At 69.9% G+C, this 26,240-nt stretch carries 23 protein-coding genes and 1 pseudogene; 15 read left to right on the forward strand and 9 right to left on the reverse strand.

Annotation, left to right across the window (positions count from 1 at the left end):
• Nucleotides 1–9: 9 nt before the first annotated feature.
• On the reverse strand, nt 10–1,101 hold the full coding sequence (locus OG521_37800; GenBank protein WUW26213.1) for a substrate-binding domain-containing protein: 1,092 nt from the start codon (nt 1,099–1,101) through the stop codon (nt 10–12).
• 353 nt (nt 1,102–1,454) lie between these two features.
• Between OG521_37800 and OG521_37805 the strand changes: the two genes are divergently transcribed.
• On the forward strand, nt 1,455–4,310 hold the full coding sequence (locus OG521_37805; GenBank protein WUW26214.1) for a glycoside hydrolase N-terminal domain-containing protein: 2,856 nt from the start codon (nt 1,455–1,457) through the stop codon (nt 4,308–4,310).
• A 96-nt stretch (nt 4,311–4,406) separates the two neighbouring features.
• On the opposite strand, the gene OG521_37810 is transcribed toward OG521_37805, so the two are convergent.
• From OG521_37810 to OG521_37820, 3 genes are all read right to left on the reverse strand, one after another.
• Entirely contained in the window at nt 4,407–6,845 is a 2,439-nt protein-coding gene (locus OG521_37810) for a SpoIIE family protein phosphatase (GenBank protein ID WUW26215.1), read from the reverse strand.
• A gap of 129 nt (nt 6,846–6,974) precedes the next feature.
• The gene (locus OG521_37815) at nt 6,975–7,358 is read right to left on the reverse strand and encodes a DoxX family protein (GenBank protein WUW26216.1); all 384 of its coding nucleotides are present in this window, start codon (nt 7,356–7,358) and stop codon (nt 6,975–6,977) included.
• A 151-nt stretch (nt 7,359–7,509) separates the two neighbouring features.
• Nucleotides 7,510–7,968 carry a nuclear transport factor 2 family protein gene (locus tag OG521_37820; protein ID WUW26217.1) on the reverse strand — a complete coding sequence of 153 codons (459 nt, stop codon included), beginning with the start codon at nt 7,966–7,968 and terminating at the stop codon, nt 7,510–7,512.
• 136 nt (nt 7,969–8,104) lie between these two features.
• Here OG521_37820 and OG521_37825 point away from each other — a divergent pair, with 136 nt between their 5' ends.
• The gene (locus tag OG521_37825) at nt 8,105–8,995 is read left to right on the forward strand and encodes a LysR family transcriptional regulator (protein ID WUW26218.1); all 891 of its coding nucleotides are present in this window, start codon (nt 8,105–8,107) and stop codon (nt 8,993–8,995) included.
• Between the two features lie 253 nt (nt 8,996–9,248).
• Here OG521_37825 and OG521_37830 read toward each other — a convergent pair whose 3' ends face one another.
• Nucleotides 9,249–9,464 (reverse strand): DUF6243 family protein, encoded by a 216-nt coding sequence (locus tag OG521_37830; protein WUW26219.1) that lies wholly within the window; start codon nt 9,462–9,464, stop codon nt 9,249–9,251.
• A gap of 404 nt (nt 9,465–9,868) precedes the next feature.
• Between OG521_37830 and OG521_37835 the strand changes: the two genes are divergently transcribed.
• Complete coding sequence (locus OG521_37835) at nt 9,869–10,606, forward strand: alpha/beta hydrolase (protein WUW26220.1); 738 nt, start codon at nt 9,869–9,871, stop codon at nt 10,604–10,606.
• Nucleotides 10,607–10,744: 138 nt separating this feature from the next.
• On the opposite strand, the gene OG521_37840 is transcribed toward OG521_37835, so the two are convergent.
• Nucleotides 10,745–11,965: a metallophosphoesterase gene (locus OG521_37840; GenBank protein ID WUW26221.1), complete on the reverse strand. Its 1,221-nt coding sequence runs from the start codon at nt 11,963–11,965 to the stop codon at nt 10,745–10,747.
• Nucleotides 11,966–12,200: 235 nt separating this feature from the next.
• Between OG521_37840 and OG521_37845 the strand changes: the two genes are divergently transcribed.
• Nucleotides 12,201–12,860: a class I SAM-dependent methyltransferase gene (locus OG521_37845; GenBank protein ID WUW26222.1), complete on the forward strand. Its 660-nt coding sequence runs from the start codon at nt 12,201–12,203 to the stop codon at nt 12,858–12,860.
• 84 nt (nt 12,861–12,944) lie between these two features.
• The gene (locus OG521_37850; protein ID WUW26223.1) at nt 12,945–13,322 is read left to right on the forward strand and encodes a nuclear transport factor 2 family protein; all 378 of its coding nucleotides are present in this window, start codon (nt 12,945–12,947) and stop codon (nt 13,320–13,322) included.
• Nucleotides 13,323–13,385: 63 nt separating this feature from the next.
• Here the strand turns inward: OG521_37850 and OG521_37855 are convergent.
• A pseudogene (locus OG521_37855) lies at nt 13,386–13,507 on the reverse strand (helix-turn-helix domain-containing protein).
• Between the two features lie 208 nt (nt 13,508–13,715).
• On the opposite strand from OG521_37855, the gene OG521_37860 reads away from it, so the two are divergent.
• On the forward strand, nt 13,716–15,224 hold the full coding sequence (locus tag OG521_37860) for a DUF4246 domain-containing protein (GenBank protein ID WUW26933.1): 1,509 nt from the start codon (nt 13,716–13,718) through the stop codon (nt 15,222–15,224).
• Nucleotides 15,225–15,365: 141 nt separating this feature from the next.
• Here OG521_37860 and OG521_37865 read toward each other — a convergent pair whose 3' ends face one another.
• On the reverse strand, nt 15,366–15,566 hold the full coding sequence (locus OG521_37865; protein WUW26224.1) for a hypothetical protein: 201 nt from the start codon (nt 15,564–15,566) through the stop codon (nt 15,366–15,368).
• Nucleotides 15,567–15,986: 420 nt separating this feature from the next.
• On the opposite strand from OG521_37865, the gene OG521_37870 reads away from it, so the two are divergent.
• From OG521_37870 to OG521_37905, 8 genes are all read left to right on the forward strand, one after another.
• Complete coding sequence (locus OG521_37870) at nt 15,987–16,691, forward strand: DUF4232 domain-containing protein (protein ID WUW26225.1); 705 nt, start codon at nt 15,987–15,989, stop codon at nt 16,689–16,691.
• Nucleotides 16,692–16,774: 83 nt separating this feature from the next.
• Complete coding sequence (locus OG521_37875) at nt 16,775–16,912, forward strand: hypothetical protein (GenBank protein ID WUW26226.1); 138 nt, start codon at nt 16,775–16,777, stop codon at nt 16,910–16,912.
• 82 nt (nt 16,913–16,994) lie between these two features.
• Entirely contained in the window at nt 16,995–18,260 is a 1,266-nt protein-coding gene (locus OG521_37880; GenBank protein WUW26227.1) for an armadillo/beta-catenin-like repeat-containing protein, read from the forward strand.
• A gap of 161 nt (nt 18,261–18,421) precedes the next feature.
• Entirely contained in the window at nt 18,422–19,069 is a 648-nt protein-coding gene (locus OG521_37885; protein ID WUW26228.1) for a sigma-70 family RNA polymerase sigma factor, read from the forward strand.
• Between the two features lie 77 nt (nt 19,070–19,146).
• The gene (locus tag OG521_37890; GenBank protein WUW26229.1) at nt 19,147–19,932 is read left to right on the forward strand and encodes a hypothetical protein; all 786 of its coding nucleotides are present in this window, start codon (nt 19,147–19,149) and stop codon (nt 19,930–19,932) included.
• Nucleotides 19,933–20,270: 338 nt separating this feature from the next.
• Nucleotides 20,271–21,680 (forward strand): MFS transporter, encoded by a 1,410-nt coding sequence (locus tag OG521_37895; protein WUW26230.1) that lies wholly within the window; start codon nt 20,271–20,273, stop codon nt 21,678–21,680.
• Entirely contained in the window at nt 21,677–22,897 is a 1,221-nt protein-coding gene (locus OG521_37900; protein WUW26231.1) for an FAD-dependent monooxygenase, read from the forward strand. The genes OG521_37895 and OG521_37900 overlap by 4 nt, the downstream gene beginning before the upstream one ends.
• Nucleotides 22,898–22,953: 56 nt before the next feature.
• The gene (locus OG521_37905) at nt 22,954–23,823 is read left to right on the forward strand and encodes an alpha/beta hydrolase (GenBank protein ID WUW26232.1); all 870 of its coding nucleotides are present in this window, start codon (nt 22,954–22,956) and stop codon (nt 23,821–23,823) included.
• A gap of 116 nt (nt 23,824–23,939) precedes the next feature.
• Here the strand turns inward: OG521_37905 and OG521_37910 are convergent, their stop codons facing one another.
• The gene (locus OG521_37910) at nt 23,940–24,569 is read right to left on the reverse strand and encodes a TetR/AcrR family transcriptional regulator C-terminal domain-containing protein (GenBank protein WUW26233.1); all 630 of its coding nucleotides are present in this window, start codon (nt 24,567–24,569) and stop codon (nt 23,940–23,942) included.
• Between the two features lie 142 nt (nt 24,570–24,711).
• Between OG521_37910 and OG521_37915 the strand changes: the two genes are divergently transcribed.
• The gene (locus OG521_37915) at nt 24,712–26,211 is read left to right on the forward strand and encodes an APC family permease (protein WUW26234.1); all 1,500 of its coding nucleotides are present in this window, start codon (nt 24,712–24,714) and stop codon (nt 26,209–26,211) included.
• The last annotated feature ends 29 nt before the right edge of the window (nt 26,212–26,240 follow it).

A 26,240-nucleotide genomic window follows, 5' to 3' on the forward strand; every position in this document is an offset into this window, starting at 1 on the left:
GCGGCGGCTTCAGCCGCAGGTGAGGACCTGGTCCGCGAACTGCTTCCTGAGCTGCTCGGTCTTGGCCTTCCGGGCGTTGTCGTAGGTGTCGACATTGGACTCGGTGACGACGAAGGAGCCGGAGTCCACGATCTGTCCGGGCTCGCGGACGGTGCACTGCCCGGTCTGCAGCAGGGCGAGTGCCCACGCTCCGATGTCCGCCTGGGCGACCGGGTTCTGCACGACGGTGGCGGTGACCGTTCCCTTCCGGATCGAGCCGAGGATCTTGGCGTCGTCGTCGATGGCGACGACCTTGGCAGGCGAACCGGCGCTCCTGACCGCGTCGGCGGCGGCCACCGCCGGGTTGTACGCGGTGGCGACGATGCCCTGGATCTTGCTGCCCTTGGCCGCGAGAAGGTCCGAGACCGCCTTCTGCGCGGTCTGGAGGTCCTTGTCGATGTCCGTGATGGTCTGGAGCAGTCTGACCTTGCCGCCGGTCTCGGACACCGCCTTGGAGACGCCCTTCATCCTCAACTGGGTGTTGGCGTCGACGTTGTTCCCGGTGAGGTGAACCAGCGTGCCCTTGCCGCCCATGGCTCCGATGGCGGCCCGCGCCGCCTTGTACGCGGCGAGTTCGACGTTCGTCGACAGGCAGAACTCGGCCTCGTTCTTCCCGCCGGCGGGACACGAGCCGAGCGAGGCCACGGTCAGCCCCTGCGACTTCAGGTCGGCGAACGTGGTGTTGATGTCGGTCGGCGACACCCCGAACACGCCGAAGGCGTTGTAGCCACGCGCGGCGAGCGTGGACAGCAGGTTGTTCTGCTTCTGCTGGTCCCATTCGGCTGTTTCGTCGAACGCCACGTCGCCGAGGCCGTACGCCTTCTCGGCGGCGGCTCCGGCCTTCTTCCACGGCTGGAAGTACGGGTGGGCCCCACCCGGGACGAGCGCCACCTCGGTGCCCGACCCGTCGGCGAGCTCCGCGCCGCCGTGACCGGCCTTGCCGGTCGCCCTGGGCCGGTCGTCCGACGGTTCGCCCGAGGTCTTCACCGTGCACGCGGAGGACGCCAGGAGAACGGCGAGGGTGAGAACGCCGGGCATCACAGCTCTGATCGGGAGACGCATCTCCACCACCACCTTCAGAATCAAATAGGAAATTTGATGAGGTGATGGTTGACCGGCTGATGCCTCGCGTCAAGACCTATGGCGTGATTCGTTTGCTGCCTACGCCTCGGTGGCCTCAACTCGATGGGTTATCAGCATATTTGACACCAGTTGGTGAAGGTGTGGGGGCTCGGCTGTCCGAATCCAGGGAGGCAATGTGTCGCCGATATCGATCCGTGACGATCGTATAGGAAATTCTGTCGCAGCCATTGACAGGACGCCCCCGTGCCACTGCACTTCTGCCCAGGCGGCCGCCTTGCGGCCGCCGTACCCCCACGATTCGAGCACCGCTGCCCCAGAAGGAGCCGCAGCCCATGTCCCGTCGTACACCCGCTCAGCCCACCGCCCAGGACCAGGGCGGTATGTCCCGCCGCGGCGTACTGCGCGCGGCAGCGTCGATGACCGCGCTGGTCGCACTGTCGTCGCTGCCGGAGTTCACCACGAACGCCGCCGCGGTGACGCGTCCTCATGCGCTGTCGCTGGTGCCCGAGAGCGACGCGGTGACGCTCTGGTACACCGAGCCCGGTGCCGAGGCCCGCAGTGTCGAGGAGGGACTGCCCCTCGGCAACGGCAGGCTGGGGGCGCTGGCCACCGGCGGCCCCGCCCGCGACGCGCTGATCCTGACGGACGCGACGCTGTGGACCGGCCATGCCAACGCCGCACTGCAGTCGGACGGGCAGTTCCCCTACGGCACGGGCGACTTCGGTACGTTCGGAATGCTGGCCAGGGCCGTTCTCGAGATCCCGGCCCACGCGCCCGGGGCCGTCAGCGGCTACCGTCGCACGCTGGACATGAGCAACGGCCTGGTGACCGTCTCGTACCGGGCGGCCGGTGTGACGTACCGCCGCGAAGTGTTCGCGAGCCACCCCGACGACGTGATCGTGGTGCGGCTGTCGCAGAGCGGCGGTGGCTCCTACACGGGATCGATGACGCTTTCCGGGACGCGTGGCGAGACGGTGTCGGCGAACGCGGGCGCCGCGGAGGCGTCGTTCTCGGCCGCGCTGCCGAACGCCCTGAAGTACGCGACCGCGGTGAAGGCCGCCGGAACGGGCGGGACCGTCTCGGCGTCCGGTACGAAGGTCACGTTCAGCGGCTGCACCGAGGTGCTGCTGATCCTCTCCGGCGGCACCAACTACAAGGCGGACGCGTCCGTCGCGTACAAGGACCCCTCGCTCGTACCCCTGGACGTCGCCCGCACCAAGGCCTCGCGGGCCACGACGGCCGGCGGGCCGGCGCTGCTGGCCACACACGTGGCCGACTACCAGCGGCTCCAGCAGCGCATGACGGTGGACGTGGGCAGGTCGACCACCGCCCAGCGGGCGATGGCCACGCCCGCCCGGCTGGCCGCCAGGGCGGCGGACGGGTCCGCGCCCGACCCGGAACTGGAGGTGTCCTACCTGCAGTACGGCCGCTATCTGACCATCTGCGGTTCCCGGAGCAGCCTGCCCACCAACCTCCAGGGCCTGTGGCTCGACACCAACGCTCCGGCATGGATGAGCGACTACCACACCGACATCAACGTCCAGATGAACTATTGGCTCCCCGACCGTGCGGGCCTGTCCGAGTGCTTCGACGCCTTCACCGACCACTGCGTCGCCCAGCTGCCCGGCTGGCAGGCCACCACCCGGGACCTCTTCCAGGACTCCCGCAACCGGTTCCGGAACACCTCCGGGAAGGTGGCCGGCTGGACCCTGGGGATCTCCACGAACATCTGGGGCGGAAACGGCTGGTGGTGGCACCCCGCCGGCAACGCGTGGATGTGCAACTCCCTGTACGAGCACTACGAGTACACCCAGGACGCGGCGCACCTGGCGAAGATCTACCCCCTGCTCAAGGGCGCCTGCGAGTTCTGGGAGTCGCGGCTCGTCACCGTGAGCGTGCCCGACCCCGCAACAGGTGGGACGAAGCAGGTCCTCGTCGACGACCACGACTGGTCGCCGGAACACGGGCCGCAGGACGCACGTGGCATCACCTACGCGCAGGAACTGGTCTGGCAGCTGTTCCGGAATTACCGGGCCGCCGCTGCCGCACTGGCCGAGGACGCCGCCTACGCCGCCACCGTCTCCGGGCTCCAGGACCGGCTGTACCTGCCCGAGGTCAGTGCCTCCAGCGGATGGCTGGAGGAGTGGATGAGCGACGACAACCTCGGGGAGACGACGCACCGTCATCTGTCCCCGCTCATCGGCCTCTTCCCCGGTGACCGTATCGACCTCACACACTCGCCCGCCGAGCTCGTCACGGGAGCGACCAGGCTGCTGGAGGCGCGCGGCATGGCCAGCTTCGGCTGGGCCAGTGCCTGGCGGTCCATCTGCTGGTCGAAGCTGAAGCGCGCGGACAAGGCGTACGAACTCGTTCTGGACGTGCTGAGGCCTTCGGTGAACTTCAGCAACGGCAGCGCGATCAACATGTTCGACATGTACAGCTTCGGCAGCAGTTCCGTCTTCCAGATCGATGCCAACTACGGCACGTCCGTCGCGATGATCCAGATGCTGGTGGAGTCCCGCCCCGGTCAGGTGGAACTGCTTCCGGCCATCCCGGGCGCGTGGGCCGCTGCCGGGTCCGTCACCGGAGTCGGTGTACGAGGCGGCTTCACGCTCGACATGCACTGGAAGGCCGGCCAGGTGACCGGAGCGACGCTGCGGGGAACGGCCGGCAGATCGATCGAGGTCGTCTTCGGGGAGTGGAGCAGTCACGTCACCATTCCCGCCAACGGATCGGTGTCCGTCGCACCACCTGCCCAGCACACCGTCTTCCAGCTGGTCAACCGCAGGACGGGCAAGGCCGTCGACGTCCCCGGTGCCTCCACCGCCAACGGCACCGCGCTGATCCAGTACACCCCGAGCCGGGCCGTGAACCAGCAGTTCAGGTTCGTACCCGTCGGGGGAGAGCGGTACGAGATCTACACCACCCACGGCAGCACACCCCTGACCTGGGCCGTCTGGGGCGGCACCACGGACGCCGGTGCCAGGATCACCCAGTGGACGCCCGAACACAGCACCAGCCAGCAGTGGAAGGTCGCCGACGCGGGCGACGGCTACGTCACCGTCACCTGTGTACGCAGCGGCAAGGCCCTCGGCATAGCCGGTGGTTCCACCGCCGATGGTGCGGCGGTGGAACAGCAGGCCCCCGACGGCGGCACGGGCCAGCAGTGGCGGCGTATCGGCTGGTGAACCACCGGAGCGGCGGGTGACCGCGGCGAAGGGCCGGGGTGGCGGGAGCGGGTCGCCGTCCCCCGGCCCCTGTGAGCCGGTCCAGGACGACCGTCCTCAGAACGCCGTCAGGGGCTGTTCGGTCCAGATCGTCTTGCCGCGCTCGGTATAGCGGCTGCCCCAACGGGTGGTCAGCTGGGCGACGAGGAAGAGACCGCGTCCGCCCTCGTCCGTGGTGAGCGCGCGACGCAGCCGGGGCTGGGTGCTGCTCGGGTCCGACACCTCGCACACGAGCACGCGGTCGAGGATCAGCCGCAGGACGACGGGGCCGCCGCCGGCGTACCGGATGGCGTTGGTCACGAGCTCGCTCACGATGAGCTCCGTACTGAAGAGCAGCTCGTCGAGTCCCCACGCCTCCAACTGGGCGTTGACGTGGGCGCGGGCGTTCTGAACGGCGGCCGGATCCGCCGGGTACTCCCACGTCGCCATCGATCCCTCGGGTACGGCGTCGGTACGGGCGAGCAGGAGCGTGATGTCATCCGGCGGGTGCTCCGCATGAGGAATCCGCGCCAGCAGGGAACTGCCCAGGGAGTCCAGACCGCCTTCGGCCGGGGACAGTTCCGCCAGCGCGGTCTTCAGCAGCTCCGACCCGCGTCCGACATCCCGCCCGAGCAGCCCGTCCGTGTACATGACGAGAGTGCTCCCCGGCCGCAGCGTCACACTCATGACGTCGAAAGGGTTGTCGCCGACCCCGAGAAGCGGACCCGGCGTGACGGGCACGAAGCCGACATCGCCCTCGGGTGTGATCAGAGCAGGAGGCGGGTGCCCGGCGGAGGCCATCTGGCACACCCGGCTGACCGGGTCGTACACCGCGAACAGACACGAGCCGCCCACACTGTCGGGCTCGGACGCCTCCCGCTGCATCCGCCGCACCAGATCGTCCAGCCGGGTCAGCAGCTCCTCGGGCGGCAGATCCAGGTCGGCGAGCGTCTGGACGGCGGTACGCAGGCGCGCCATGGTCGCGGCCGCCTCCAGGCCGTGCCCCACGACATCACCGACGACGAGACCGACGCGCAGTGAGGACAGGTCGAAGGCGTCGAACCAGTCACCCCCGACACTCACGGCCCCGCCCGCCGGCAGGTACACGCCGGCCGTCTCGGCCGCCGTGCTGCTCGTTGCCGCCGGGGGCAGCAGACTGCGCTGAAGGACCACGGCCGTCTGGTGTTCGCGGGCGAACCGGAAGGCGTTGTCGATGGCCGTCGCCGTACGGCCGCACAGGTCGTGCATCAGCTTGATGTCGGTCTCGTCGAAGGGCGTGGCGGTACTCGTGCGGTAGACCGCCGCGTACCCGAAGAAGCGACCGCCGCGATACAGCGGGCAGCCGAGCGAATCGTGCATGCCCGCGGGCAGGAAGGCGCGCATCAGGGCGGGATCGCCGCCGAGGATCCGCCGGGACAGCTCCGCGTCGGCGGCGAGCACCCCGCCGACCGACTTGGCGGCGATCTCGGGCGTCTCCGCGACGCGCGGGATGGGCTCGCCGACCTGGATCAGCCGGGACGGCCAGTCCCCGTCCGCGGCCCGGACCGCCACGCGGCGAGGGGCGGACGCCACCTGGCCCGGGTAGCCCGGCGCCGGATCGCGGCCCTCCAGGACGTCATCGGGATAGTCCACGGTCGCGTAGTCCCCGAGAGCCGGTACGAGAATCGCCATGAGGTCCTCGGCCACCTGGACCACGTCGAGCGACTCCCCGATCTCGAAGGCCTGGCGGTACGTGTCGGCATGGCGCGGTGAACCCGCGTCCGTGACTCTGGAGACCTCGACCATGATGCCCACCGGCGTGCCGAACTGGTCGTCGACGCGGAAGCACGACAGGGCGAGCGCCGTGACACGGCCGAGCGGGCCCACCTCGTAGACGAGGGAGGCGACGGCCTTTCCGGTGGCCGCGACCAGCTCGAAGGCGGCCCGGGAGGCACCGCCGCCGTCGCGGGCGGTGAGCCGGCACAACCAGTCGTCCTCGGCATCCTCCGGGCGCAGGGCCTCCATCGCGGCATTCGTCCGTACGAGTCCCAGCCCCATGTCGAACTGAGCGACCCCGATGCCGTCCTGCGCGAGGAGCGCGCGTGCCACGTCCCGGTCCTGGTCCGTACCGTCCGGCCCGCCGGGCATCAGCATCAGCACCAGCCGCTCGGCGGAACCGTCCGCCTCCGCGATCAGCAGGTCGACCTCGACCACCTGCCCCGAGCGCTGCCGCAGCCGGGCCCGGCACCGGGCCGCGCCGTCGCTGCGACGTCCGGCCCTCCCGGGCTCGGCCAGGAGGCGGGAGGCGAGCTTTCCCGCCATGTCCGCGGCGGTCCATCCGAGCATGTCCTGCGCCGCCCGCGACCACCAGGTGACGCGGCCGTGCTCGTCCATCATCGCAGTCGCGACGCCCTCCAGAGCGGACCGGCTCCGATGAGCGCCGTCAGGGCGTTCTGGGCTGTTGCTCGGTCCCACGAGGGGGCGCCCCCTTGCCGACAGGTGGATTCCCTGCTGTGGATTCCCTGCTTCTGCCAGCATGCGCCAGCCTGACGGGCGAAGCACGTCGGAGCCGGCCCGGTCAGCGCCGTGGGCCCGTGAGATCAGACCCGACGACCTGGCGGTCCGGCCCATCGGGCCGCCAGGCCGTCGGGTCGTCGGGGCTGAGCGTCAGCCGCCGAAGGACCAAGGGCCGAAGCGGCCCCACGCGATGAAGAGCGCAAGCGCGAGGTACACGCTGTTCAGCAGCACCAGTCTGGACTGACCGAGACGGCCGTGGGTGATCATGGCGCCGATCATGAGGGCGATCCAGCAGGTAGCCGTCACCGGGACCATGACCGGCGCGATGTCGAGCACGGCGGGCAGGATCAGGCCGATCGCGGCCAGGATTTCGAGGACCCCGAGGCTCTTGACGAAGCCGGTGCCGACGTCCTGCGTCCATTCCCCGCCGTGCTGCGCGGCCAGTCTCGCCTTGGGGACGAAGGTCTTGCTGATGCCGCCGGCCAGGGCGACCGCGGTCAGCAGTCCGGTGGCGATCCAGAGAGCGAGGTTCATGAGTGGTCTTCCAGTCCTGTCAGAATTGGGTGCGGTGCCTCGGGTAACGGGTGCGGATCAACGGGCGACGGGCCGAGGGCACGGTCGGGGGCCTCCCGGGGCAGCGGCCGGAGGGCGGGCACCCGGTCACCGTCGGTGTCCGTCGATGTCGTCAGACGGGCCGGTGCCCCGGCTCCCGGGGCGGTGAGCCCGTGAGCGGGGTGGAGTCGAGGTATCTCACCTCGTAGACGCGTTCGCTGAATCTCCAGCCGTCGAGCGTGCGCCGGTAACTGTCGTGGTAGAGGGCGTAGTTCAGGTGCGAGCTGCCGTCGTGCATCCGCCCGAACTCCTGGACGTGCACCCGCCCGGTCGCCGTGTCGCCGTCGAGCCGGATGACGCCGGGGTGGATGTTCTGAACGAAGAACTCCCACAGTCCCTGCCCCCACTCGATCCCCGCGCGGATCTCCTCACGGCTGAGGAACTCCTTGCCGATGTGCGGCCATCGCATGGCGCCGTCAGGTGTGAACAGCGAGGCGACGCGGTCGAAGTCGCGCATCATCACCGCGTCGGTGACCTCGGCGCACAGCGCGCCGATCTCGAAGCGATCGGCCACGGCCTGCACAGTGCTCATCGGGGGGCCCCTGCCTTGTCGACGCGTCGGTCAGGCGGTTGCCGCCTGACCGGTGGGTGATGTGTTCAGCATTGACTCGGGCCGGCGGCGGAACAATGTAGAGTCCGTGGACCTATTCATAACCTGGGAGTTATGTATGGAGCTCCGTGACATCGAGATCTTCCTGACCCTGGCCGAAGAACTGCACTTCGGCCGCACCGCCGAGCGGCTTCACGTGTCCCAGGCCCGCGTCAGCCAGGCCGTCAGCAGACAGGAACGCCGGCTCGGCGTGGCCCTGTTCGACCGCACCAGCCGCCGTGTGGCCCTGACCCCCGTCGGCCGGCGCCTGCGCGAAGACCTCCAGCAGGCGCTCGACCTCCTCCACGCGGGACTCGCCCGCGCCCAGGCGGCAGGACCGGCCGCGGGCCGGACCCTGCGGCTGGGCGTCTTCGGCCACGCCGGACACGAACTGCGGCCCCTCGTCGACGCGTTCCGCACCCGTTACCCCGGCAGCGACATCCGGTTCGGCGAGATCAACGGCACCGACGCGTTCACCGCTCTGCGCACCGGAGAGCACGACGCGCACGTGCTGTGGCTGCCCGTCGCCGAACCGGACATCACCGTCGGGCCGACCGTGCTCACCGGAGGCCGCGTGCTGGCCGTGGCCGCGGACCACCCGCTCGCCCGACGCGGCAGCGCGTCCCTGGAAGACCTCGCGGACAACCACGTGGTCGACCTCGGCCCCGATGCCCCCGAGTACTGGGTCGCCTCCATGGTCCCCACCCGCACCCCTCTCGGCCGCCGCATTCCCCGCGGCCCGGCCGCGCGCACGTTCCACGAGATCCTCTCTCTGGTCGCCGCCGGCCGCTGCGTCCACCCGCTGGGCGAGATCGCCGCCCGCTACAACAAGCCCCCCGGCATCGTCTTCCTGCCGCTCGACGACGCCCCCACCCTCGAATGGGCCCTCACCTGGCGCACCACCGCTGACGGCCCCACTATCCGGGCGCTGGCCCAGACCGCCACTGAACTCGGTCCGATCACGCTGTGACGACACCCGGGATCACGGCCGGCGCGGCCGTATCGCCTCCTGCCGGGGTGTCTGCACGGCCTGCGGTACTCGACGGCGTGGTGGCCGTCCTCGAAGGCCGCCGAGACGGGTCCGCCGCTCCTGCCGTACGCCTACTGAGGCTCCCGGACCGCCACAGCGGGGCCGGCCGCGCCCACTACGGCAGCAGGGCCAGGACCACGAGATGCGGTCCGGGCCCTGCTGCCGTGCGGTGCCGTTCCACGGCGGCGATGCGTCAGCTCTGCGTGGTGTCGTCGCCCGTCTCCGCGGCGCCCTCGCCCGCGTCCGCCTTCTCGCGCATCTTGCGTACGAGCTCCGCCTTCCGGTCGGCCGCCTGCTGGCGGTCGAGGTTGCGGTGCGGACCGTTGTTCTGCCGCTCGGCGCGCGACAGCTTCTTGCGCTGACCGCCGCCCATGCCCACGGGGTTGTTGATGTTCTTGCTGTCGGTCACGGGTTCTCCCGGTCGTGAGGTGAAGTGATCTACGGATTCATCGGTGGGGGACGGGCGGCGACGTCGAAGGACGTCAGCAGGGGCCCATCACGCTCTCACTCGTAAATCGGCGTCCTGAAGAACATGGCAAAGAGGTTACCCGGTTCCGCCGGCCCCGCATCCCAACCCCCACCCGCTCCCTGCTCCCGCGGCTGACCGGGACTGCGGCATCTCCGTCACAGCGGCCCCGGAAACCCGTTTGGCGGGCGGGGCCGGCCACTGCTACGTTCCCGGAGGCCGTGCAAGAGACCGAGGAGGTGGTACCCGTGAACGCAACATCGACGTGGGTGCTCTCCTTCGGGGTCACGGTCGGGCGATAGGTCGTCCGGGAGCGCCGGTTCAGCGCACTCCCGAAAGGCACGACCATGCACTTCACTTCTGAACAGCGCCTCGACGAGGACGGCCTCATCGAGCGCGAGTTCACCCTCGGCGAGATCCCGGGCATCCTGTGGACGCCCGTATCGTCATCCGCACCGGCGCCACTGATCCTGCTGGGACACCCTCCCCTCGGGCTGGGCAGGATGTACGCCCGACTGGTGGCCAGGGCCCGTCACTGCGCGGCGCAGGGCTTCGCCGCTGCCACCATCGAACTCCCCGGAAGCGGCGACCGGCCCCGCTGGCCCGCCATCGAACAGGCCCGCGCCGATCTGCGCCGCGCCGTTCAGGCCGGCGAGCCGGTCAGCGACGAGATCGTCGACGCCCTCGTCCTCCCGCTGGTCGACAAGGCGGTCCCGGAATGGCAGGCGGCACTGGACGGCCTCCTGTCGCTGCCCGAGATCGGCGGACCTGTCGGCTACTCGGGCGGAGTGATCTCCATCGGGACCCGGCTGGCCGTGGCCGAGCCGCGCATCGAGGCCGCCGTTCTCTTCGCCGGGAGTTTCGTGCCCCGCGCCATGTTCGACGAGGCACGGCAGGTCACCATTCCGCTGCACGTCCTGCTGCAGTGGGACGACGAGGGGAACGACCGGCAGGCGGCCCTGGACCTGTTCGACGCCTTCGGCTCGAAGGAGAAGACGCTGCACGCGAACATGGGCGGCCACACCGGCGTCCCGCAGTTCGCAGAGGACGCCGCAGACCAGTTCTTCACCCGACATCTGAAGTGAGGCGAGGCGAGCGGCGCCACGGCTGACTCGTAGGGGATGAACCGCCCACGGCGTGGCGGTTCGACGGCCCGGCGCCGTCCGCGGGCCGGTCCTGACCTGCCGGCGGACGGCGCCGGCAGCCCCGCCGTACGTTCCGCGTCAGGAGGCGGGAGGCCCCTGCGGGGAACGGAGGACGAGCAGGGTGATCTCGCTGGGGGCGAAGACGCGGAACGGCGGACCCCAGAAACCGGTCCCGCGGCTGGTGTAGAGGAGGGTGCGGGCGCCGTGGCGGCTGAGCCCTGCCAGGGCCGGCTGGTCGAGGCGGACAAGGTGGTGGAAGGGCCAGATCTGGCCGCCGTGGGTGTGACCCGAGAGCTGGAGGTCGATGCCGCTCGCTGCTGCCCGGTCGATGAACTTGGGCTGGTGGGCCAGGAGCAGGACGGGCAGGTCGGGGTCGGCTCCGTCCAGGGCTCCGGCGAGGTGGGCGCGGTGGCCGGCCAGGCCTGAGGACTCGGCGGTGACGTCGTCCACACCGGCGACCACCAGGGTGTCGCCGCCGCGTTCGAGCAGCAGGTGACGGTTGCGCAGTGGCTCCCAGCCCAGTTCGTCCATCAGGTCGACCCAGCCCTGGGCCTCGCTGTAGTACTCGTGGTTCCCGGTGACGTAGACGCGGGCCCGGGTGGCTTGCACGGTGCCGAGCGGAGTGGCCTGGGCGCGGCGGCGTTCGGCCGTGCCGTCCGCGATGTCCCCGGTGTGGCAGACCAGGTCGGCCTCCAGGGTGTTGACCTTCTCGCAGACCCGCTCCGACCAGCGGGCGCGGTCCAGCGGACCGTAGTGGGTGTCGGTGATGAGGGCGACGCGGGTGCCGTCCAGCCCGGCCCCCAGTCGCGGGAGCTCCACGTCGAGCCGGCGCACCCGCGGCACCCGGCGGGCTTCGGCGTACCCCCAGGCGAGCAGCACGGCGGCCACGCCGAGGACCGCCCATGTGACGATCCGGGCCCGGCTCTGTCCGTCGCCCACGCCGGCCACGGTCAGCGCGAGTCGCAGCACGACGCCGAGCAGCACGGACCAGGTGAACAGCACCCAGCTGGTCCCGAGGAGGGTGTCTCCGATGATCGCTGCCCAGTCCTGCTGCCGTCGGCCGTGACCGCGCATCATCGCGAGCGGCATGATGATCAGACCGAGAACGAACAGGGCGGTGCCGCCCAGCGCCACGGGGAGCGGCCAGTGCTGGCCGGCGTGCAGCAGCACCCAGCAGGGCACGGCCCACAGCAGGACGGGGGCGATCAACGGGATGTAGCGCATCAGGCGCCGCAGTCGACTCTGCTCGGCCGCCTGCGCCGCACCGTCCGAGGATCGCGCCTCACTGGTGTCGGTCACGCTTCCCCTCCTCAACTAGCCGGACTGTCTGCGCGCGCACTGTACCCGGTCGTCCTGACGGCCCGAACCGGAGCTGACCGGGAGGAGGCGGCGACCTCGTCGCCGGCCCAGGTCCAGGTCAAGGGCTTGGACGCGACCCCAGGCCTCGGCCCCGGATGCCGGCGGCTGTGTGACGGGCGCGCCGATGGCTGTGCAAGCCGGTCCCGGCGACCGGCTGCCGGGCTAACCTGCGGGCGTGAGCACCGGACGCGAAGACCCAGAGGCACCGCAGTGGTTGACGGACACCAGGGCGTCCTACGATGCCGACGCCACCAGCTACGCGGACGAGGTGCGCAACCTCCTGGCCGAACTGCCGGCCGAGCAGGATGCCATGGCGCTGTTCGCCGAGCGGGTGCGGGCACAGGGCGGCGGACCGGTCGCGGACGTGGGGTGCGGGCCCGGGAGGATCACCGCCCACCTGAGGGACCTCGGTGTGGATGCCTTCGGAATCGATCTGTCGCCCCGGATGATCGAGGTGGCACGGCGTGAGCATCCGGGTGTGCACTTCGAGGTGGGGTCGATGACACAACTCGGCCTTGCGGAAGGCGCGTTGGCTGCCCTGGTCGCCTGGTACTCGATCATTCACGTCCCCGACGAGGCGATCGGCGCGGTCCTGGCCGGCTTCCGCCGCGTGCTGCGGCCCGGTGGTCTGCTGCTGGTGGGCTTCCATACCGGGGAGGCCGCGTCCCCCGATGCGCAGGAGAGCAGGGGCCGCTGGCCGGAGTCCTACGTACGCCGTCGCCGGCCGAGCCAGGTCGCCGCGTGGATCGAGGAGGCCGGCTTCACCGTCGAGACCCACCCCACGCTCACGTCGGCCGCGAACAGGCTCGGCGGAGTGCTGCTGGCGCGCCGCTAGTGCTGTGACCGGGATGGTTCACCGTGGTCAGGAGACGGTTCACGGGACGGGCGCGGTCCGCGAGGTGACTGGTATTACTGGTGCATGCAGGAAGAAACCGCGCGATCCGCGATCGACACGTTCATCTCCGCGTTCAACGCCTCGGACGACAGCTATGTGACTGCGCTGCTCTCCCAGGCCCTAACCTCGGACGTGGTCTTCTGGGGACCGTTGGGCCGCAGTGAGGGGATCGAGGCGGTCGAGCGGTTCGTGCTGGACATCCGGCGCCACCCCGCGGGGACCGGCACGATGGTGCGCTGTTCGGCGGTGGACATGCCGGACGAGTGGGCCCGGTACCAGTGGGTCTTCACGACGCCGGACGGAGGCCCCCGCCTGGCGGGAACGGACGTCGTCCATCTGCGGCGGAGCCTCATCGACCAGGTCATCGTCTTCGCGGGGGAGATCGAGCCGTCCGCCTCCTGAGTCGTTCTCCTCAGGCGCCGTCCTTTCCTGAACCGGCCCCGTTCGGGGCTCCGGGTCTGCCCAGCCGAGACTGGTGGGGCGGGTGGTGGCCGTCTGGACGACGAAGTCCTCGTCGTCATCGCTGAGCAGGCGGGACGGCCTCCCGCCCACCGAGGGTCCAGGCAGGGCAGGCCGATCTCGTTGAACCAGCGGTCGGATCGGACGTCACCGCACATCCAACCGCCACGACGACCAACCCGGCGAACCTATGCGGTCACAGCGATAGACAACGGCCCGTCGCTCAGCGGGACCAGCAGGCCTCCGGGACAAGCACGCCCCCCAGGTGTGCGGCTGAGGTGTCAGTCCCCTGAAGTATCCTTCCGGCCACCGCACTCGACTGGGAGGACCAGAGAATTGACTGGCCTGTCTGCTTTCCCGCTCCCCTTTCACACGTCCCGTTCCATATCGTTCGCGACTCCCCGGACACTGCGGGAAATCCAGATGATGCGGTGCAGCGCACACATCCGGGCGAAGCCGGGGTGGGCCGACAAGATGAAGGACGCCGGAATCGTCGCCAAATGGACGGGGGAGGCGATCGCCCAGGGGCTCACCGAAGCGCAGGTCGGTTACGTCCTCGATGAACTTCCGCACTACGCCGCGCTGCGGGACGGAAGAACCGGTGTCGAGGTGTCCACTGTCGACGGGGTGTGGCAGTCGGACACACTGATCGACGGCACACTCGAATCCCGGTTGCGCGAGGCGGTTCGGGTTCTGGAACAGGTCCCCGAAGCGGAGAAGGACTGGCATCCCGGATCCGGCGGGCAGGTACTGGATCTGGTTCATCCCTCACTGTTCTGTCTGGTGAACGAAGTGAGCGGCGCGCCTGATCGTGCTTGGCGGAACCCGACGAACCGCTATTCCAAGTACGAGTTCTCGGAGAAGTTCCAGTGGCTGCCCACGGACGTCGACATCAGTGACGACGGCGACGCCGTCTTCCGTTCGTACGTCAACAACGTTCATCCCGAGACCCATCGCGAACTGGCCTCCGTCCTGCCGGACCTGTTCGCGCGCATGCGCCCGCTGCTGGAGAACGTACTCACCGATCTCCGCCATCCGCGGCCTCTGCGGATCGAGGCCGATCCCTTCGGTTGGTACGACTCGGAGCCGGTGCATCCGGACAAGTCCGCCTTCAGCGATGACGAGGCCTACGCGGAGGCTGTCCGCGTATGGGAAGCGGCCCAGGACGACTGGTGGGAGAACCGTCGGCCGGTCGTCCCGGACGCCCCGGCCTTCGCCCCGCCCGCGCTGCCCGATGAATCGGCCCGGGTCGACCTGCGCGGCCGCCGTCTCCAGGTCATCGTCAAGCTCGCCACGATTCATCTCACCCCGGAGAATCCCGGGTACGACGGCGGTTCCTGGCATGTCGAGGGGATGATGAACGAGCGGATCGTCTCGACCGGAATCTACTACTGGGACAGCGAGAACATCACCGAGAGCCGGCTGGGTTTCCGTGCGGCCCTCGACGATCCGGACTACGAACAGAACGACGACAACGGTCTGCGTGACGTCTACGGCCTGGAGGACGAGGACGCGCTGAACCAGATGCTGGGATCGGTATCGACCCCAGCGGGCCGCTGCCTCGCGTTCCCGAACATCCTGCAGCACCGTGTCGACTCATTCCGCCTCACGGATCCGACTCGGCCGGGACACCGAAAGATTCTCGCGTTCTTCCTGATCGATCCGTCGGAAAGGATCGTCTCGACCTCGGATGTGCCACCGCAGCAACCGTGGTCCGACACCTCGACCATGACGCTTGAGCAGGCGAAGGCGTATCGCGAACAACTCATGCAGGAACGCAAGTTCTTCGTCGACGAACACAACGAACAGCTCTACGAACGCGAGTTCTCCCTCTGCGAGCACTGAACCTCTTCGATTCCGTGCATCAATTCCGGAACGTTCGATGGGCTGTGACGTGCCGTCAAGCGGTGCGTTCCTGACGGGCGGACCTCGTGGGCTTCCGCCCGTCGGAACGGCTGAGCCGGTCGATGATCCGAGGGCTGAGGATCAGTCGTTCGAGCCGACCGTGTTGTCGTGCCCGGCGTTGAAGACGTCGTCGGCGGCGAACTGGGTCCAGTCGCCGAAGACGATCGTGTAGGAGCTGCCCTCCGGGACGGTCACGTTCACATCGGCGCTGGCGGCTGACGCACCGCCCAGGACGATGGCGAGAGCGGCGGCCGCGGTCAGTACGGAGGAGACAGAGCGCATGGAAGTGCCTTTCGAGGTGGTGGACGAAGGGTGATCGGGACCCGACGTGTCGCGGGGACACGTCGGGATGCCCTTGGCCCGGTCAGCTTGCGCGGGCTCGTGCGCGCGCCTGCCGCGCCACACGGTTGATCAGGCCGAAGTCACCTGCATGGCTTCTCCCGTTCGACAGCCCGAGCACTTGATCCGCAGCCGGTCCTCCCGCTCTCCGGGAGCCGGCCGGCGAGAGTCGTGCCGCCGCGACATCGTCACGCCGGGGCATCAGTTCGTCCGAGGGCTGTAACAGACTGGGATCCGGGGTGGCCGACTGAGGGGAGACAACCAGAATGGCTGTGTAGAGCTTGAGGCATCGACCGGCCCCAAGGGCTGGTCTCGGGGGAGTGGGAACACACAATGCACTCGAACACAGTGAGAGTCGGATCCATGCGTCAGGGCCTGCGCGGCGCCCTCCTGGGTGCTGCCGCGGTCGCGGCCCTTCTGGGGACTACCGCATGCCAGCCCTCCGGGGGCGAGGACAACGCCGGGCCGTCGGCCTCCGCTTCGGCCGGAGAGAACACGTCGAAGAGCCCCGGGTCGTCGGGCGACTCCGGCACCGCCGAATCCGGTAGTGGTGGCTCGACCGGCGAGACGACCGGGGACAGCGGCGAAACCAGCGGGGGCAACGGCACCAAGTACCAGGACTGCAAGGTCACCGACCTCAGCACCGCGGTCGAGCTGCAGGACGCGGCCGGGGAGACCCCCCGCCACTTCCTGCTGACGGTGACCAACGGAAACAAGAAGCCGTGCGTCCTCAACGAGGCCCCGCAGGTGCGGCTCGGGGCGGGCAACGACGCCGCCATCGTCCAGACGCTCGAAGAGCCGGACACGGAGCCCGTCGTCGTCGAAGGGGACGGCAAGGCCTACGCAGGCCTGTACGTCTTCGGCAATGACGAGGGCGGGGAGGCGGAGTACGAGCAGTCCGACCGGTTCACCGCCACCCTGGTGGCCGGAGAGGGCACCGAACTCAACGGAACGCTCGTCTTCGACCTGCCCGACGGCCTCTCGTCCGTCTCCTACGACGACGCGGCACGGGTGAACGGCTGGGCCGGCACCGAGGGCCTGGCGATGCGCCCGATCAACCAGCTCTGACGCCGGGCATGTGAACGCCGCCCGTCTCTGATCCGGACCCGCGAATGCGGTGATGCCTGCGAAGGTTCCCAGACGGTCGAGACGTGCGGCGGGACCGGTTTGCCGAGGAGACCTACCGCGCCGGGCTGATGCTCGGCTGCTACTCCCTGGCCCTGTCCGGCTTCGTCAAGGCCTTCGCCGCTCTCGTCGGCGAGACCCCCGGCCGCTACCGCAGCCATTGACTCCCTGCCGAGTGCGGCCAGGAGTTCGCCTTCGGATCACTCGGCGGGGATTCGGTCACCGGCCTGCTCTATCGTCATCTGCATGGATCAAGGTGAGCTGATCGCAGAGTTGGAACTGGCGACTGGTGACAAGGAGTTGACGGCGCGAATCGTACGCGGCCTGGCCGAGCCCGGTGCTGCTGCCGCGCCCGGGCTGGTCGCCGCGCTGGGCACGGTGAGCCGTCAGGCGATGTGGGGTCTGCGGGACGCCCTGCACCTCATCGGCCCCGCCGCCCTCGATGCCGCCATTGCCGCACGCGCCAGGGCGGAGAAGGTGCCCGACTGGTGGGAGCTGGGGCATGTGCTGCGCGGTTTCGACGAGCGGTGCCTGCCGCAGTACGTGGCCGCGCTGTCGCATCCCATGAAGGAGATACGGCAGCAGGCACTGTGGGGTCTGCAGAACCTCGGCGGGTCCGCCGCCACTGCCGTGATGGATGTCATCCCGTTCCTCGCCGACGCCGACAGCTACACGCGTTACCAGGCCGAGAAGACAGTCCGCGCCATCGGCAGGCAGGCGGGCCCGGAGCTGCGGGGCGTCCGCCGTGACGGTCCCGCCCGTCTGCGGAGACACGCACTGAACGCACTGGCCCTCATCGGCGGCGAGGCCGAGATCGGGGAGCGGGACCTGCACGTCCTGGAGCGGCTGGTGCGGATCAAGACGACCCAGGACATCCCGGAGAGCCTCCCCGAGTACCGCTGGCTGGCTGTCCCCGGCGCGACGTACGAGGGTCTCTTCGCGGCCATGGGGCTGCACGACAGAAGGCCGTGCACCGTCGCGATGGGCCTGGCCGCGATGGAGAACGACGTTGCCCTCGTGGCGGACTCCGAGGGTGCGGAGCGGGCGGTGTACCGCGTGTTCGTCACCCCGGAACTGGACGGCTGGCGGCTGGTCTACGCCGACACACCGCTGTGGGAGATGCACTGGGACGTCGACGGTCTGCTCGGCAGAATCAGTGCCGCCTGCGGGCAGGCGCAGTTCTTCTTCCAGGACGACCACAGCGATTCGATGGTCTGGTCCCTCGCCGTCGACGGCGAGGTGCGGCGCAGCTACTGGCGCTACGGGGACCCGGAGTGGCGGGGAGAGCCGCTGGACTGGGAGGAACCTCTCAGCGCGGACCCGGACTTCGACCCCGAAGACGGCCAGGCGGCGAACGCCACCCAGGCATCCAGCGTCGACAGTGCCGCCGGCGAGCTTTCCCTCGACCCGACCGGGGTCGGCGAGCACACTTCCATGAGCGGCCACGGGTGGCTGGCGATCACGGAGGAGGGTGTGGGCCACCAGCCGTTCACCGGGGCGCTGCGCATCTAGGACCTCCTCCTCCCTCGGCCGCCTGTTCGGCTGTCACCGGCAGCCCGGTACATTCCGTGTGAAGGAGCATTCCCTCGGGGGGAAGCGACGTATGTATCGGTCCGTCGAAGCGGAGCTGACTCAGTGGGAACCTTCGGCCGGTTGCCGGACACGTACAGAGCATGGAACTGAATGACGCTGGTCCCGCCGTCCCGGTCGGAGGGGTTTCTGACCGAGAGCTCTGGGCGAGGGCCGTCGACGGCGACCGTGAGGCGTTCGGCCGGATATTCGACCGCCACGGGAAAGCCGTCTACAACCACCTGTTCCGGCGCACGGCCGACTGGGCGGAGGCCGAGGACCTCACATCGACCGTGTTCCTGCATGCCTGGCGTCGGCGGTCGGAGACGGTGCTGGACCGCGAATCGGCCTTGCCGTGGCTGCTGGGCATCGCCGATCGCCTGCTGTCGAACACCTGGCGGCGGCTGAGACGGGCCGAGGCACTCCTGCGCCGGCTCGTCTCGCACGACGAGCCGGTCGGCGACCACGCGGACCGCGTCGCCGGCCGGGTCGACGACGAGCTTCGCATGTCGGAGATCCACCGGGCGCTGGCTCGGCTGCCGCGCCACGAACGCGAAGTCGTCGAGCTGTGCATGTGGTCGGGCCTGGATCAACAGGCGGCCGCGGCAACGCTGGGGGTGGCGGTCGGGACCGTGAAGTCCAGACTGCACAGGGCCCGGCGGAGGCTGGGGGCCGACCTCGTCGACAGAGCTGCGGCTCCCGCGTCATTCAGTTCCAGGAATCCCGTCAACGCGGAAGAGGTCGCACGATGAATCACAATCAGGGCATTCCTGCGGCTCCTTCCGATCGTGATCTGCCGAACCACCGGCGGACCCGAGAGGAGCTCCTGATGAAGATCGACTCAGAGAACGAACGTGGTTCGGTGCAACGCAGGTGGGGGGTACCGCTCGCCGTCGCCACCGGCGTCGTCGCGATGAGCGTCACGGCCGTCACCGTCCTCAGCGGAACGGGGGACGCCACTCCGCATCTCGCCGGTCCCGCCGGGAACCCGACGAGAGCCGCCTCGTCGCCGAGCCCGAAGGCAGCGCAGACTCGCGAGAGCTCCGCCCCGGACACGTACACCGTCACCAGCGGGAAGACGACCCCGATCGACGCCGGGACCGCCGCCAGGATCCTGGCCTCGTGCCTGGGCTCTGACGCCTCGCGATTCCACTCGGTGGTCGCGGTCCGCACCCCCGTCGCCACGAAGGACTGGGACGGCGTGGTCGTCGCCGTCGACTCGGCCGGTCAGTACGTGCAGTGCCAGTCGAAGGGCGACAAGGGCAGCAGCCAGGACCACCCGCCCACGTTCATCAACAACCGCCTGTGGGGCACCGGTCGCACGATCGGGTACTTCGACTCCTTCGGCCCGACCCCGGGCCAGAAGCAGGGCCTCGTGCTGGGCGCCGGACACTACACATCCGGCATCGCAAAGATCACCGTCAGCTACGACGACAACCCCAAGCAGTACCCGGCGGTCATGGCAGGCGGCGCGTTCGTCTACGCGGCGGCCGTCTCCGCCGACCACCCGAAGCCGCATTCCGCAGGTCCCAACGCCTACGTCCATGCCTACAACGCGTCCGGCAAGGAGATCTACAACCAGAAGACGGACCCGCAGTTCGCCGACCAGCCGTAGACAGGCCCTCTACGCACCTCGGTGCTGCCCCGGCGATGTGCCGGGGCAGCACCGAGCAGTGCTTCGTCCTCGCGCTGTCCGATGCCCACGTGTTCGAGCAACTCCCGTAGAGGCACGTCCCTTTCGCTCTCCGGGATCCTTCCTCCACCCCGTACCGCGGTAGCACCTCCACATTGGCTCCCCGGTATGACGCCCCGCGCGCAGCCCTCCCCGCACGCTCCACCCGTCAGGACGAGCATCGGGAGAGGGCGGACCATGAGGCTACGCAGCGGCACGCGATGGATGCCGGGACCCCGGCCGTACGGCACCGCCTTCCGCGCATCGCGGAAGGGACGCCCGTGACTTCCGCACCGGCTCCCGCGACGGCTCCCTCGATTCCCATCGGCAAGGGCGCTGTCGCGGCCCTCGGCACGCTGGCGGTCGCCACCGGTGCCCTGGAGTCGGTGGTGACGCCGACGCTTCCGCTTCTGCAGCGCGAGCTCGGCATGAGCCCCGCCGAAGGGGCGTTGCTCAGCATCGTGCTCCTCATCACCGGCGCGCTCGTCACCCCGATCGCGGGCAAGCTCGGCGACCGCTACGGGGGGAGGCGGGTGCTGATCCGGCTGATGGCGGTGGTCTCGGCCGGTGGCCTGGTGTCCGCTCTGGCGCCGAACCTGCCGGTGCTGCTGCTCGGCCAGATTCTGCAGGGGGCGATGGTGGGCGCGCTGCCCCTGTCGTTCATCCTGGTGCGCCGTCACCTCCCCGCGGGGGAGTCGAAGGTGGCGATCGGGACGGTCAGCGGACTGTTCGTCGGAGGCGGGATGGCGGGAACGCTGTCGGCCGGGCCCGTGGCGGAAGGTCTGTCCCGTCACTGGATGTTCGCCCTGCCGACGTTCGCGGTCATCGGATCCACCGTGCTGGTGAACAGGCTGATGCCGCACGACCCGCCGGGCCGCTCGGACGACGCCCGTATCGACTGGCCCGGCCTGGCTCTCCTGAGCGGGATGCTGGTCACGCTCATGCTCGTCCTCGCGAAGGCACCGGACATCGGCTCGCAGCCGCTCGTACTGGGTGCCCTCGTCGTGCTGCTCGTGGCCTTTGTGGCCGGATGGACCGCCGTCGAGCGGCGTGCGGAATCGCCGATGGTCGATCCGCGCATGCTGGCACGGCCCGCCATGTGGAAGTCGTGTGTGCTGACGTTCATGCTCTGCGTCGGCACCTCGGTGGCGGTCTACCTCGTTCCGCAACTGTTCGCGGTGTCCGCCGACACGTACGGATTCGGGGCCGGCGCCACCGAGATCGGCTTCTTCCTGCTGCCGGGCGCCGTGGCCGCGTCACTGGCCGGGCCGATCGGCGGGCTCGGGGCGCGGCGCTTCGGCTCGCGGGCCGTGGTCGTCGCGGGGACGGTCGTCATGGCCTCCGCCCTGGTGGCCCTGGCGGCCGTCCACACCCAGGTCTGGCACCTCGTCATCGGCAAGGCGCTGATCGCGCTGGCCAACGGCCTGTGCGTGACGGCGATGGTGACCGGCACCGCGACATCCGTCGACCGGGGTGACACGGGCATCGCCACCGGACTGGTCCTGGTGACGCGTGTGCTCGGCTACGCCGTGGGTGCGCAGGTCGCAGGTGCGCTCCTCACGGCAGGCACCCCTTCCGGCTCGGACGTCCCGGCCGAATCGGCTTTCGCCACCGGCTTCGTCATCGCGGGCGCCGTCACCGCGCTGTCCCTGATCGTCGCCCGCACCATGGACAAAGGAGTCAACGCATGACCCGCGCCGACCTGTTGAGCAGTGTCCGTCCCGCACGCAAGCGCACGGTGCTGATATCCGGCGCCGGTATCGCGGGAGCCGCCCTCGCGTTCTGGCTGACCCGCTACGGATACGCGGTGACGGTGGTCGAGAAGGCAGGCACACTTCGGGCCGGTGGTTATCCGGTCGACGTGCGCGGCACCGCACTCGGCGTTGTCCGGAGGATGGGCATCCTGCCGCAGCTGCGGGACGCGCACATCGACTCGCGCCGTCTGACCTTCCTGGACGTCGACGGCAGCGAAGTGGCCTCGCTCAGCCCGCACACCGTCGCCGGCGGTGTCGAGGGACAGGATCTCGAAGTGCGGCGCGGGGATCTGACCGGTGTCCTCCACGCGGCGGTCCGCGACGACGTGGAGTTCTTGTTCAACGAGTCCGTCGATGCCCTCGACCAGTCCGCCCATGCGGTCGATGTCACCTTCCGCGGGGGCGGCCGGCGCACCTTCGACATGGTGATCGGTGCGGACGGCCTGCACTCCCGCACACGCGAGCTCCTCTTCGGCCCCGAGGAGCGGTTCCACCGGTATCTCGGCTACTGCTTCGCCGTGTTCACCATGCGCAACACCCTGGGTCTCTCCCACGAGGTCATGATGTGGAACACCCCGGGCCGGGCCGCGGCCCTCTACGCGGTGGAGGACGACGACGTGGTGCACGCCTTCCTGAACTTCGCCCACCCGGGAGCGCCGGGCGGTGCGTTCCGGAGTCCGGAAGTCCAACGGAAGCTGCTCGTCGAGGCCTTCGCCGGCGCGGGATGGGAGGTTCCGGTCCTGCTGGCCGCCATGCGTGACGCGGATGACGTCTTCTTCGACGCGGCTGTCCAGATCCGTATGCCCCGCTGGTCGAGCGGCCGGGTCGCGCTGGTGGGCGACGCCGCGTACGCACCGTCGTTCCTCACCGGTCAGGGCACCAGCCTCGCCCTCGTCGGCGCGTACATGCTCGCCGGTTCCCTGGCCGACCGGGACCATGCCGCGGGCTTCGCCGCCTACGAGTGCCACACCCGTGAGTTCGTGACCATGAACCAGGGGCTGGTCGGCGAGGGTGACGCCGCCCTCTTCCCCACCACGGCCCCGGCGCTGGAACGGCGTAACGAGCGGCTGCGCAACCTCGGTGCCATGCCCGCGTCGAAGGGGCGACCCGCTCACTCGGCCCTCACCCTGCCGGAATTCACGCCCATGCCGTGAGCCCGTCCGCCCGCGCGCGCCGATGAGTTTCCGGCGCGGGACCGGTCTGCACACGTATGGAGACTCACACGCTTGAGACAGCCGGCGCGGACCTCGTCTACGACGTTCGCGGGCCGCTGCCGACGACGGACGGGCGCCCGCCGTTGTTGATGATCGGACAGCCCATGGACGCCGCCGGTTTCGCCGCGCTGGCGGCCCGCTTTCCCGAGCGGACCGTTGCCACCTATGACCCGCGCGGGCTCGGCCGCAGCACACGCAAGGACGGGCGGGACGACCAGACGCCGCAGATCCAGGCCGACGACGTGCACGCCGTCATCGAGGCGCTCGGTGCCGGACCGGTCGACATGTTCGCGAGCAGTGGCGGAGCGGTCACCGCGCTCGCGGTCGTGGCCACGTATCCCGCGGACGTGGCCACGCTGGTCGCGCACGAGCCGCCGCTCATCACGCTCACGCTGGACGGCCCCGCTGCGGTACGGGCGCGGGCCGGGGTCCTGGAGGCGTACGAGAAGCGGGGATGGGGGGCCGGGATGGCCGGGTTCGTGGCCATGACCTCGTGGGAGGGGGAGTTCACCGACGCGTACTTCGCACAGCCGCCGGCCGATCCCGCGGCGTTCGGCATGCCCACGGAGGACGACGGCTCACGTGACGATCCACTGCTGTCCGATCGGTCGTGGGCGATCAGCAGCTATCGGCCGGATGCCGACGCGATCACCGCCGCGCCGGCCCGCGTGGTGATCGCTGTGGGTGAGGAGTCCGAGAACGTGCTGACCGGACGTACTTCCGTCGCCACCGCTGAGCTGCTCGGCCGGCGGGTGGCCGTGTTCCCGAGCCACCACGGAGGGTTCCTCGACGGCGAGTACGGATATCCGGGGAAGCCCGACGAGTTCGCGCATCGACTGCGGGAGGTCCTCGACGGCCGCTCGTAGGCCGACGGCTGGGCGGGGGAGTCCGCACGCCGCCGGCCACGGCCGCCGGGCGCGCCGATCGTTCGCCGGGCAGGGAACGGCAGCCCTTCCCCGGTGACGCGCTCACTCCCTCGTCCTCACCGGTCAGAGACCGCCTGGGGCAGCAGCATGGAACGGGCGTGGGACAGGAATCCGGTCAGGGCCAGTTCGAAGGCCGCGTCGGCGCGTCCCCTGTTCATCGCTGCCAGGGCCGCGGCAAGGTGCGGCGTCGCCGACTCCTCGGTCAGCTCCCACATCGTCTCCGGCGCCGCCATGTCCAGAGCCGAGCCCAGCACGACGTTCTCCAGGCCGATGATCACCAGCATCACGTCCGGCAGGGGGAAGCCCGCCTCCAGGAGGAGGCAGGCCGCCAGGTCGTACTGCTCGAGGACCCGCGGCGCTCGCACGGGTGACATGGTGAGCAGGGGGATCGCCTTCGGGTGGGCGGCGAAGGCCGACCGGTAGGAACGGGCCCAGTCCGCCATCCGCCGGTCCCACGACAGCGCTCCGGCCGTGAGCGGAGCCGGATCGATCGCGACGGCCACCCGCTCGCGCAGAAGCTCCACGATGCCGTCCCGGCCATCCACATGGTGATACACGGACCCCGTCTGGACCCCGAGCCGCTTCGCGATCTTCGGAACGCTGAAATCGCCCTCCGCGTCGACGAGTTCGAGCGCGGTCGTGGTGATCCGCTCCCTGTCCAGCAGCGGCTTGCTCGGCCGTCCCATCGCGCTCTCCCGAATCCCAGGTCTTCCCGTATGCCCGGAGGAAGGCTACATTGCCGAAACCGAAAGCCTTTAGGTTTGCTTCCGGCCCCCGAGGTCCTGCCTCCGGGATCCCGTTCCCCGCCGCCAGAAGGGCTCCTTCCGCATGCCCGCAACCCCAGCGCAGACCCAGCTGCCCACCGGCCCCGGCCCGGTCGCCGGTCCCACCTTGCGCGCCGGGACGCTCGGTACCGCCGACATCGCCTTCTTCGTCGTCTCCGCCGCCGCCCCGCTCACCGTCATGGCAGGCGTCGCCCCGTTCGCCATCGCGCTGGGCGGCATCGGCGCGCCGGTCGGCTATCTGGTCGCGGGGCTGACGCTCGCCGTCTTCGCCGTCGGCTTCACCACCATGAGCCGCCACGTACGCAGCGCCGGCGCCTTCTACGCCTTCATCACCCGCGGCCTCGGCCGCTCGGTGGGCATAGGCGCCGCCCTGCTGGCCATGGTCGGCTACAACGGAATGGAGATCGGCGTCTACGGGCTGCTCGGGACGGCCACGCAGGACACCCTCCGTGCGCTGTTCGGGATCGACATCCCGTGGCTTCCGGTGTCCCTGGCCGGGCTCGTGCTCATCTGGTACGGCGGCTTCCGGTCCATCGACTTCGGGGCGAAGCTCCTCGGGGTCCTGCTCTGCGCCGAGACCGGCATTCTCGTCCTGCTCGCGGGCGGGGTGCTGCTCGAAGGAGGCGCGCAGGGCCTGTCCGCGGCATCCTTCGCACCGGGCAACGTGTTCGTTCCCGGCACCGCCGCGGTGCTCGCCTTCGCGTTCGCCGCGTTCACCGGATTCGAGTCGACCGTCATCTACCGCCGCGAGGCCCGCGATCCCGGGCGCACCGTACGCCGGGCGACGTACATCGCGGTCGCCTTCCTCGGACTGTTCTACGCGTTCACCGTCTGGATCGTGATCCAGGCCTTCGGTGACGCCGGAGTCGTGGCCGCGGCGGGGAGCGACCCGGCCGGGCTCTTCTTCTCCGCCATCACCACCTTCGTCGGCGGCTGGGCGGCCGACCTGATGCACATCCTCATCGTGACCAGCGTCCTCGCCTCGCTCCTCGCCTTCCACAACGCGATCAACCGCTACGGGCTCGCACTCGCGGAGGAAGGCGTCGTGCCGCAGGTCTTCGGACGCGTCCACGCCCGGCACGGATCGCCGTACGCCGCAGGCATCGCGCAGACCGTGCTCGGCGCGGTCGTCGTGCTCGCCTTCTGGGCCGCGGGCGCCGACCCGTACGCCCAGCTGCTGCTGTGGGTGAACACCCCCGGGATGGTCGGCCTCATGGTGCTCCAGCTCCTCGCCGCGATCGCCGTACCGTTCTACTTCCGCCGCATCACCCACCAGGAGGGTGTGCTGCGCACGGTCGTCGCCCCCGTGGTGGCGTCCGTCCTCCTGGGCGTGGCGATCGTGCTCGTCTGCACCCACCTCGACCTGTTCACCGGCGCGTCCTCGCTGGTCAACAGCGTCCTGGTGTCCGTCGCGCCCGCCGTCTTCGTCCTCGGCCTGGCGCTCGCGTGGCGACTGCGGCGCAGCAAGCCCGACGTCTTCGAGGACTTCGCGGCGGAGCCGGCCGCTACCGAAGCCGGCCACACCGGGCCCGTTGCGGCCTGACTCGCCACCTCCCCTTCCCGCGTCCCGGA

Origin of the sequence: Streptomyces sp. NBC_01463 (assembly GCA_036227345.1) — a bacterium.
Classification (GTDB): domain Bacteria; phylum Actinomycetota; class Actinomycetes; order Streptomycetales; family Streptomycetaceae; genus Streptomyces.

Bases quoted from the DNA above. Each gene is read 5' to 3' on its own strand.
- OG521_37800 (WUW26213.1), bottom strand. From the start codon at position 1,101: ATGCGTCTCCCGATCAGAGCTGTGATGCCCGGCGTTCTCACCCTCGCC.
- OG521_37805 (WUW26214.1), top strand. From the start codon at position 1,455: ATGTCCCGTCGTACACCCGCTCAGCCCACCGCCCAGGACCAGGGCGGT.
- OG521_37810 (WUW26215.1), bottom strand. From the start codon at position 6,845: ATGCTGGCAGAAGCAGGGAATCCACAGCAGGGAATCCACCTGTCGGCA.
- OG521_37815 (WUW26216.1), bottom strand. From the start codon at position 7,358: ATGAACCTCGCTCTCTGGATCGCCACCGGACTGCTGACCGCGGTCGCC.
- OG521_37820 (WUW26217.1), bottom strand. From the start codon at position 7,968: ATGAGCACTGTGCAGGCCGTGGCCGATCGCTTCGAGATCGGCGCGCTG.
- OG521_37825 (WUW26218.1), top strand. From the start codon at position 8,105: ATGGAGCTCCGTGACATCGAGATCTTCCTGACCCTGGCCGAAGAACTG.
- OG521_37835 (WUW26220.1), top strand. From the start codon at position 9,869: ATGCACTTCACTTCTGAACAGCGCCTCGACGAGGACGGCCTCATCGAG.
- OG521_37850 (WUW26223.1), top strand. From the start codon at position 12,945: ATGCAGGAAGAAACCGCGCGATCCGCGATCGACACGTTCATCTCCGCG.
- OG521_37865 (WUW26224.1), bottom strand. From the start codon at position 15,566: ATGCGCTCTGTCTCCTCCGTACTGACCGCGGCCGCCGCTCTCGCCATC.
- OG521_37870 (WUW26225.1), top strand. From the start codon at position 15,987: ATGCGTCAGGGCCTGCGCGGCGCCCTCCTGGGTGCTGCCGCGGTCGCG.
- OG521_37880 (WUW26227.1), top strand. From the start codon at position 16,995: ATGGATCAAGGTGAGCTGATCGCAGAGTTGGAACTGGCGACTGGTGAC.
- OG521_37885 (WUW26228.1), top strand. From the start codon at position 18,422: ATGGAACTGAATGACGCTGGTCCCGCCGTCCCGGTCGGAGGGGTTTCT.
- OG521_37890 (WUW26229.1), top strand. From the start codon at position 19,147: ATGAAGATCGACTCAGAGAACGAACGTGGTTCGGTGCAACGCAGGTGG.
- OG521_37900 (WUW26231.1), top strand. From the start codon at position 21,677: ATGACCCGCGCCGACCTGTTGAGCAGTGTCCGTCCCGCACGCAAGCGC.
- OG521_37905 (WUW26232.1), top strand. From the start codon at position 22,954: ATGGAGACTCACACGCTTGAGACAGCCGGCGCGGACCTCGTCTACGAC.
- OG521_37910 (WUW26233.1), bottom strand. From the start codon at position 24,569: ATGGGACGGCCGAGCAAGCCGCTGCTGGACAGGGAGCGGATCACCACG.
- OG521_37915 (WUW26234.1), top strand. From the start codon at position 24,712: ATGCCCGCAACCCCAGCGCAGACCCAGCTGCCCACCGGCCCCGGCCCG.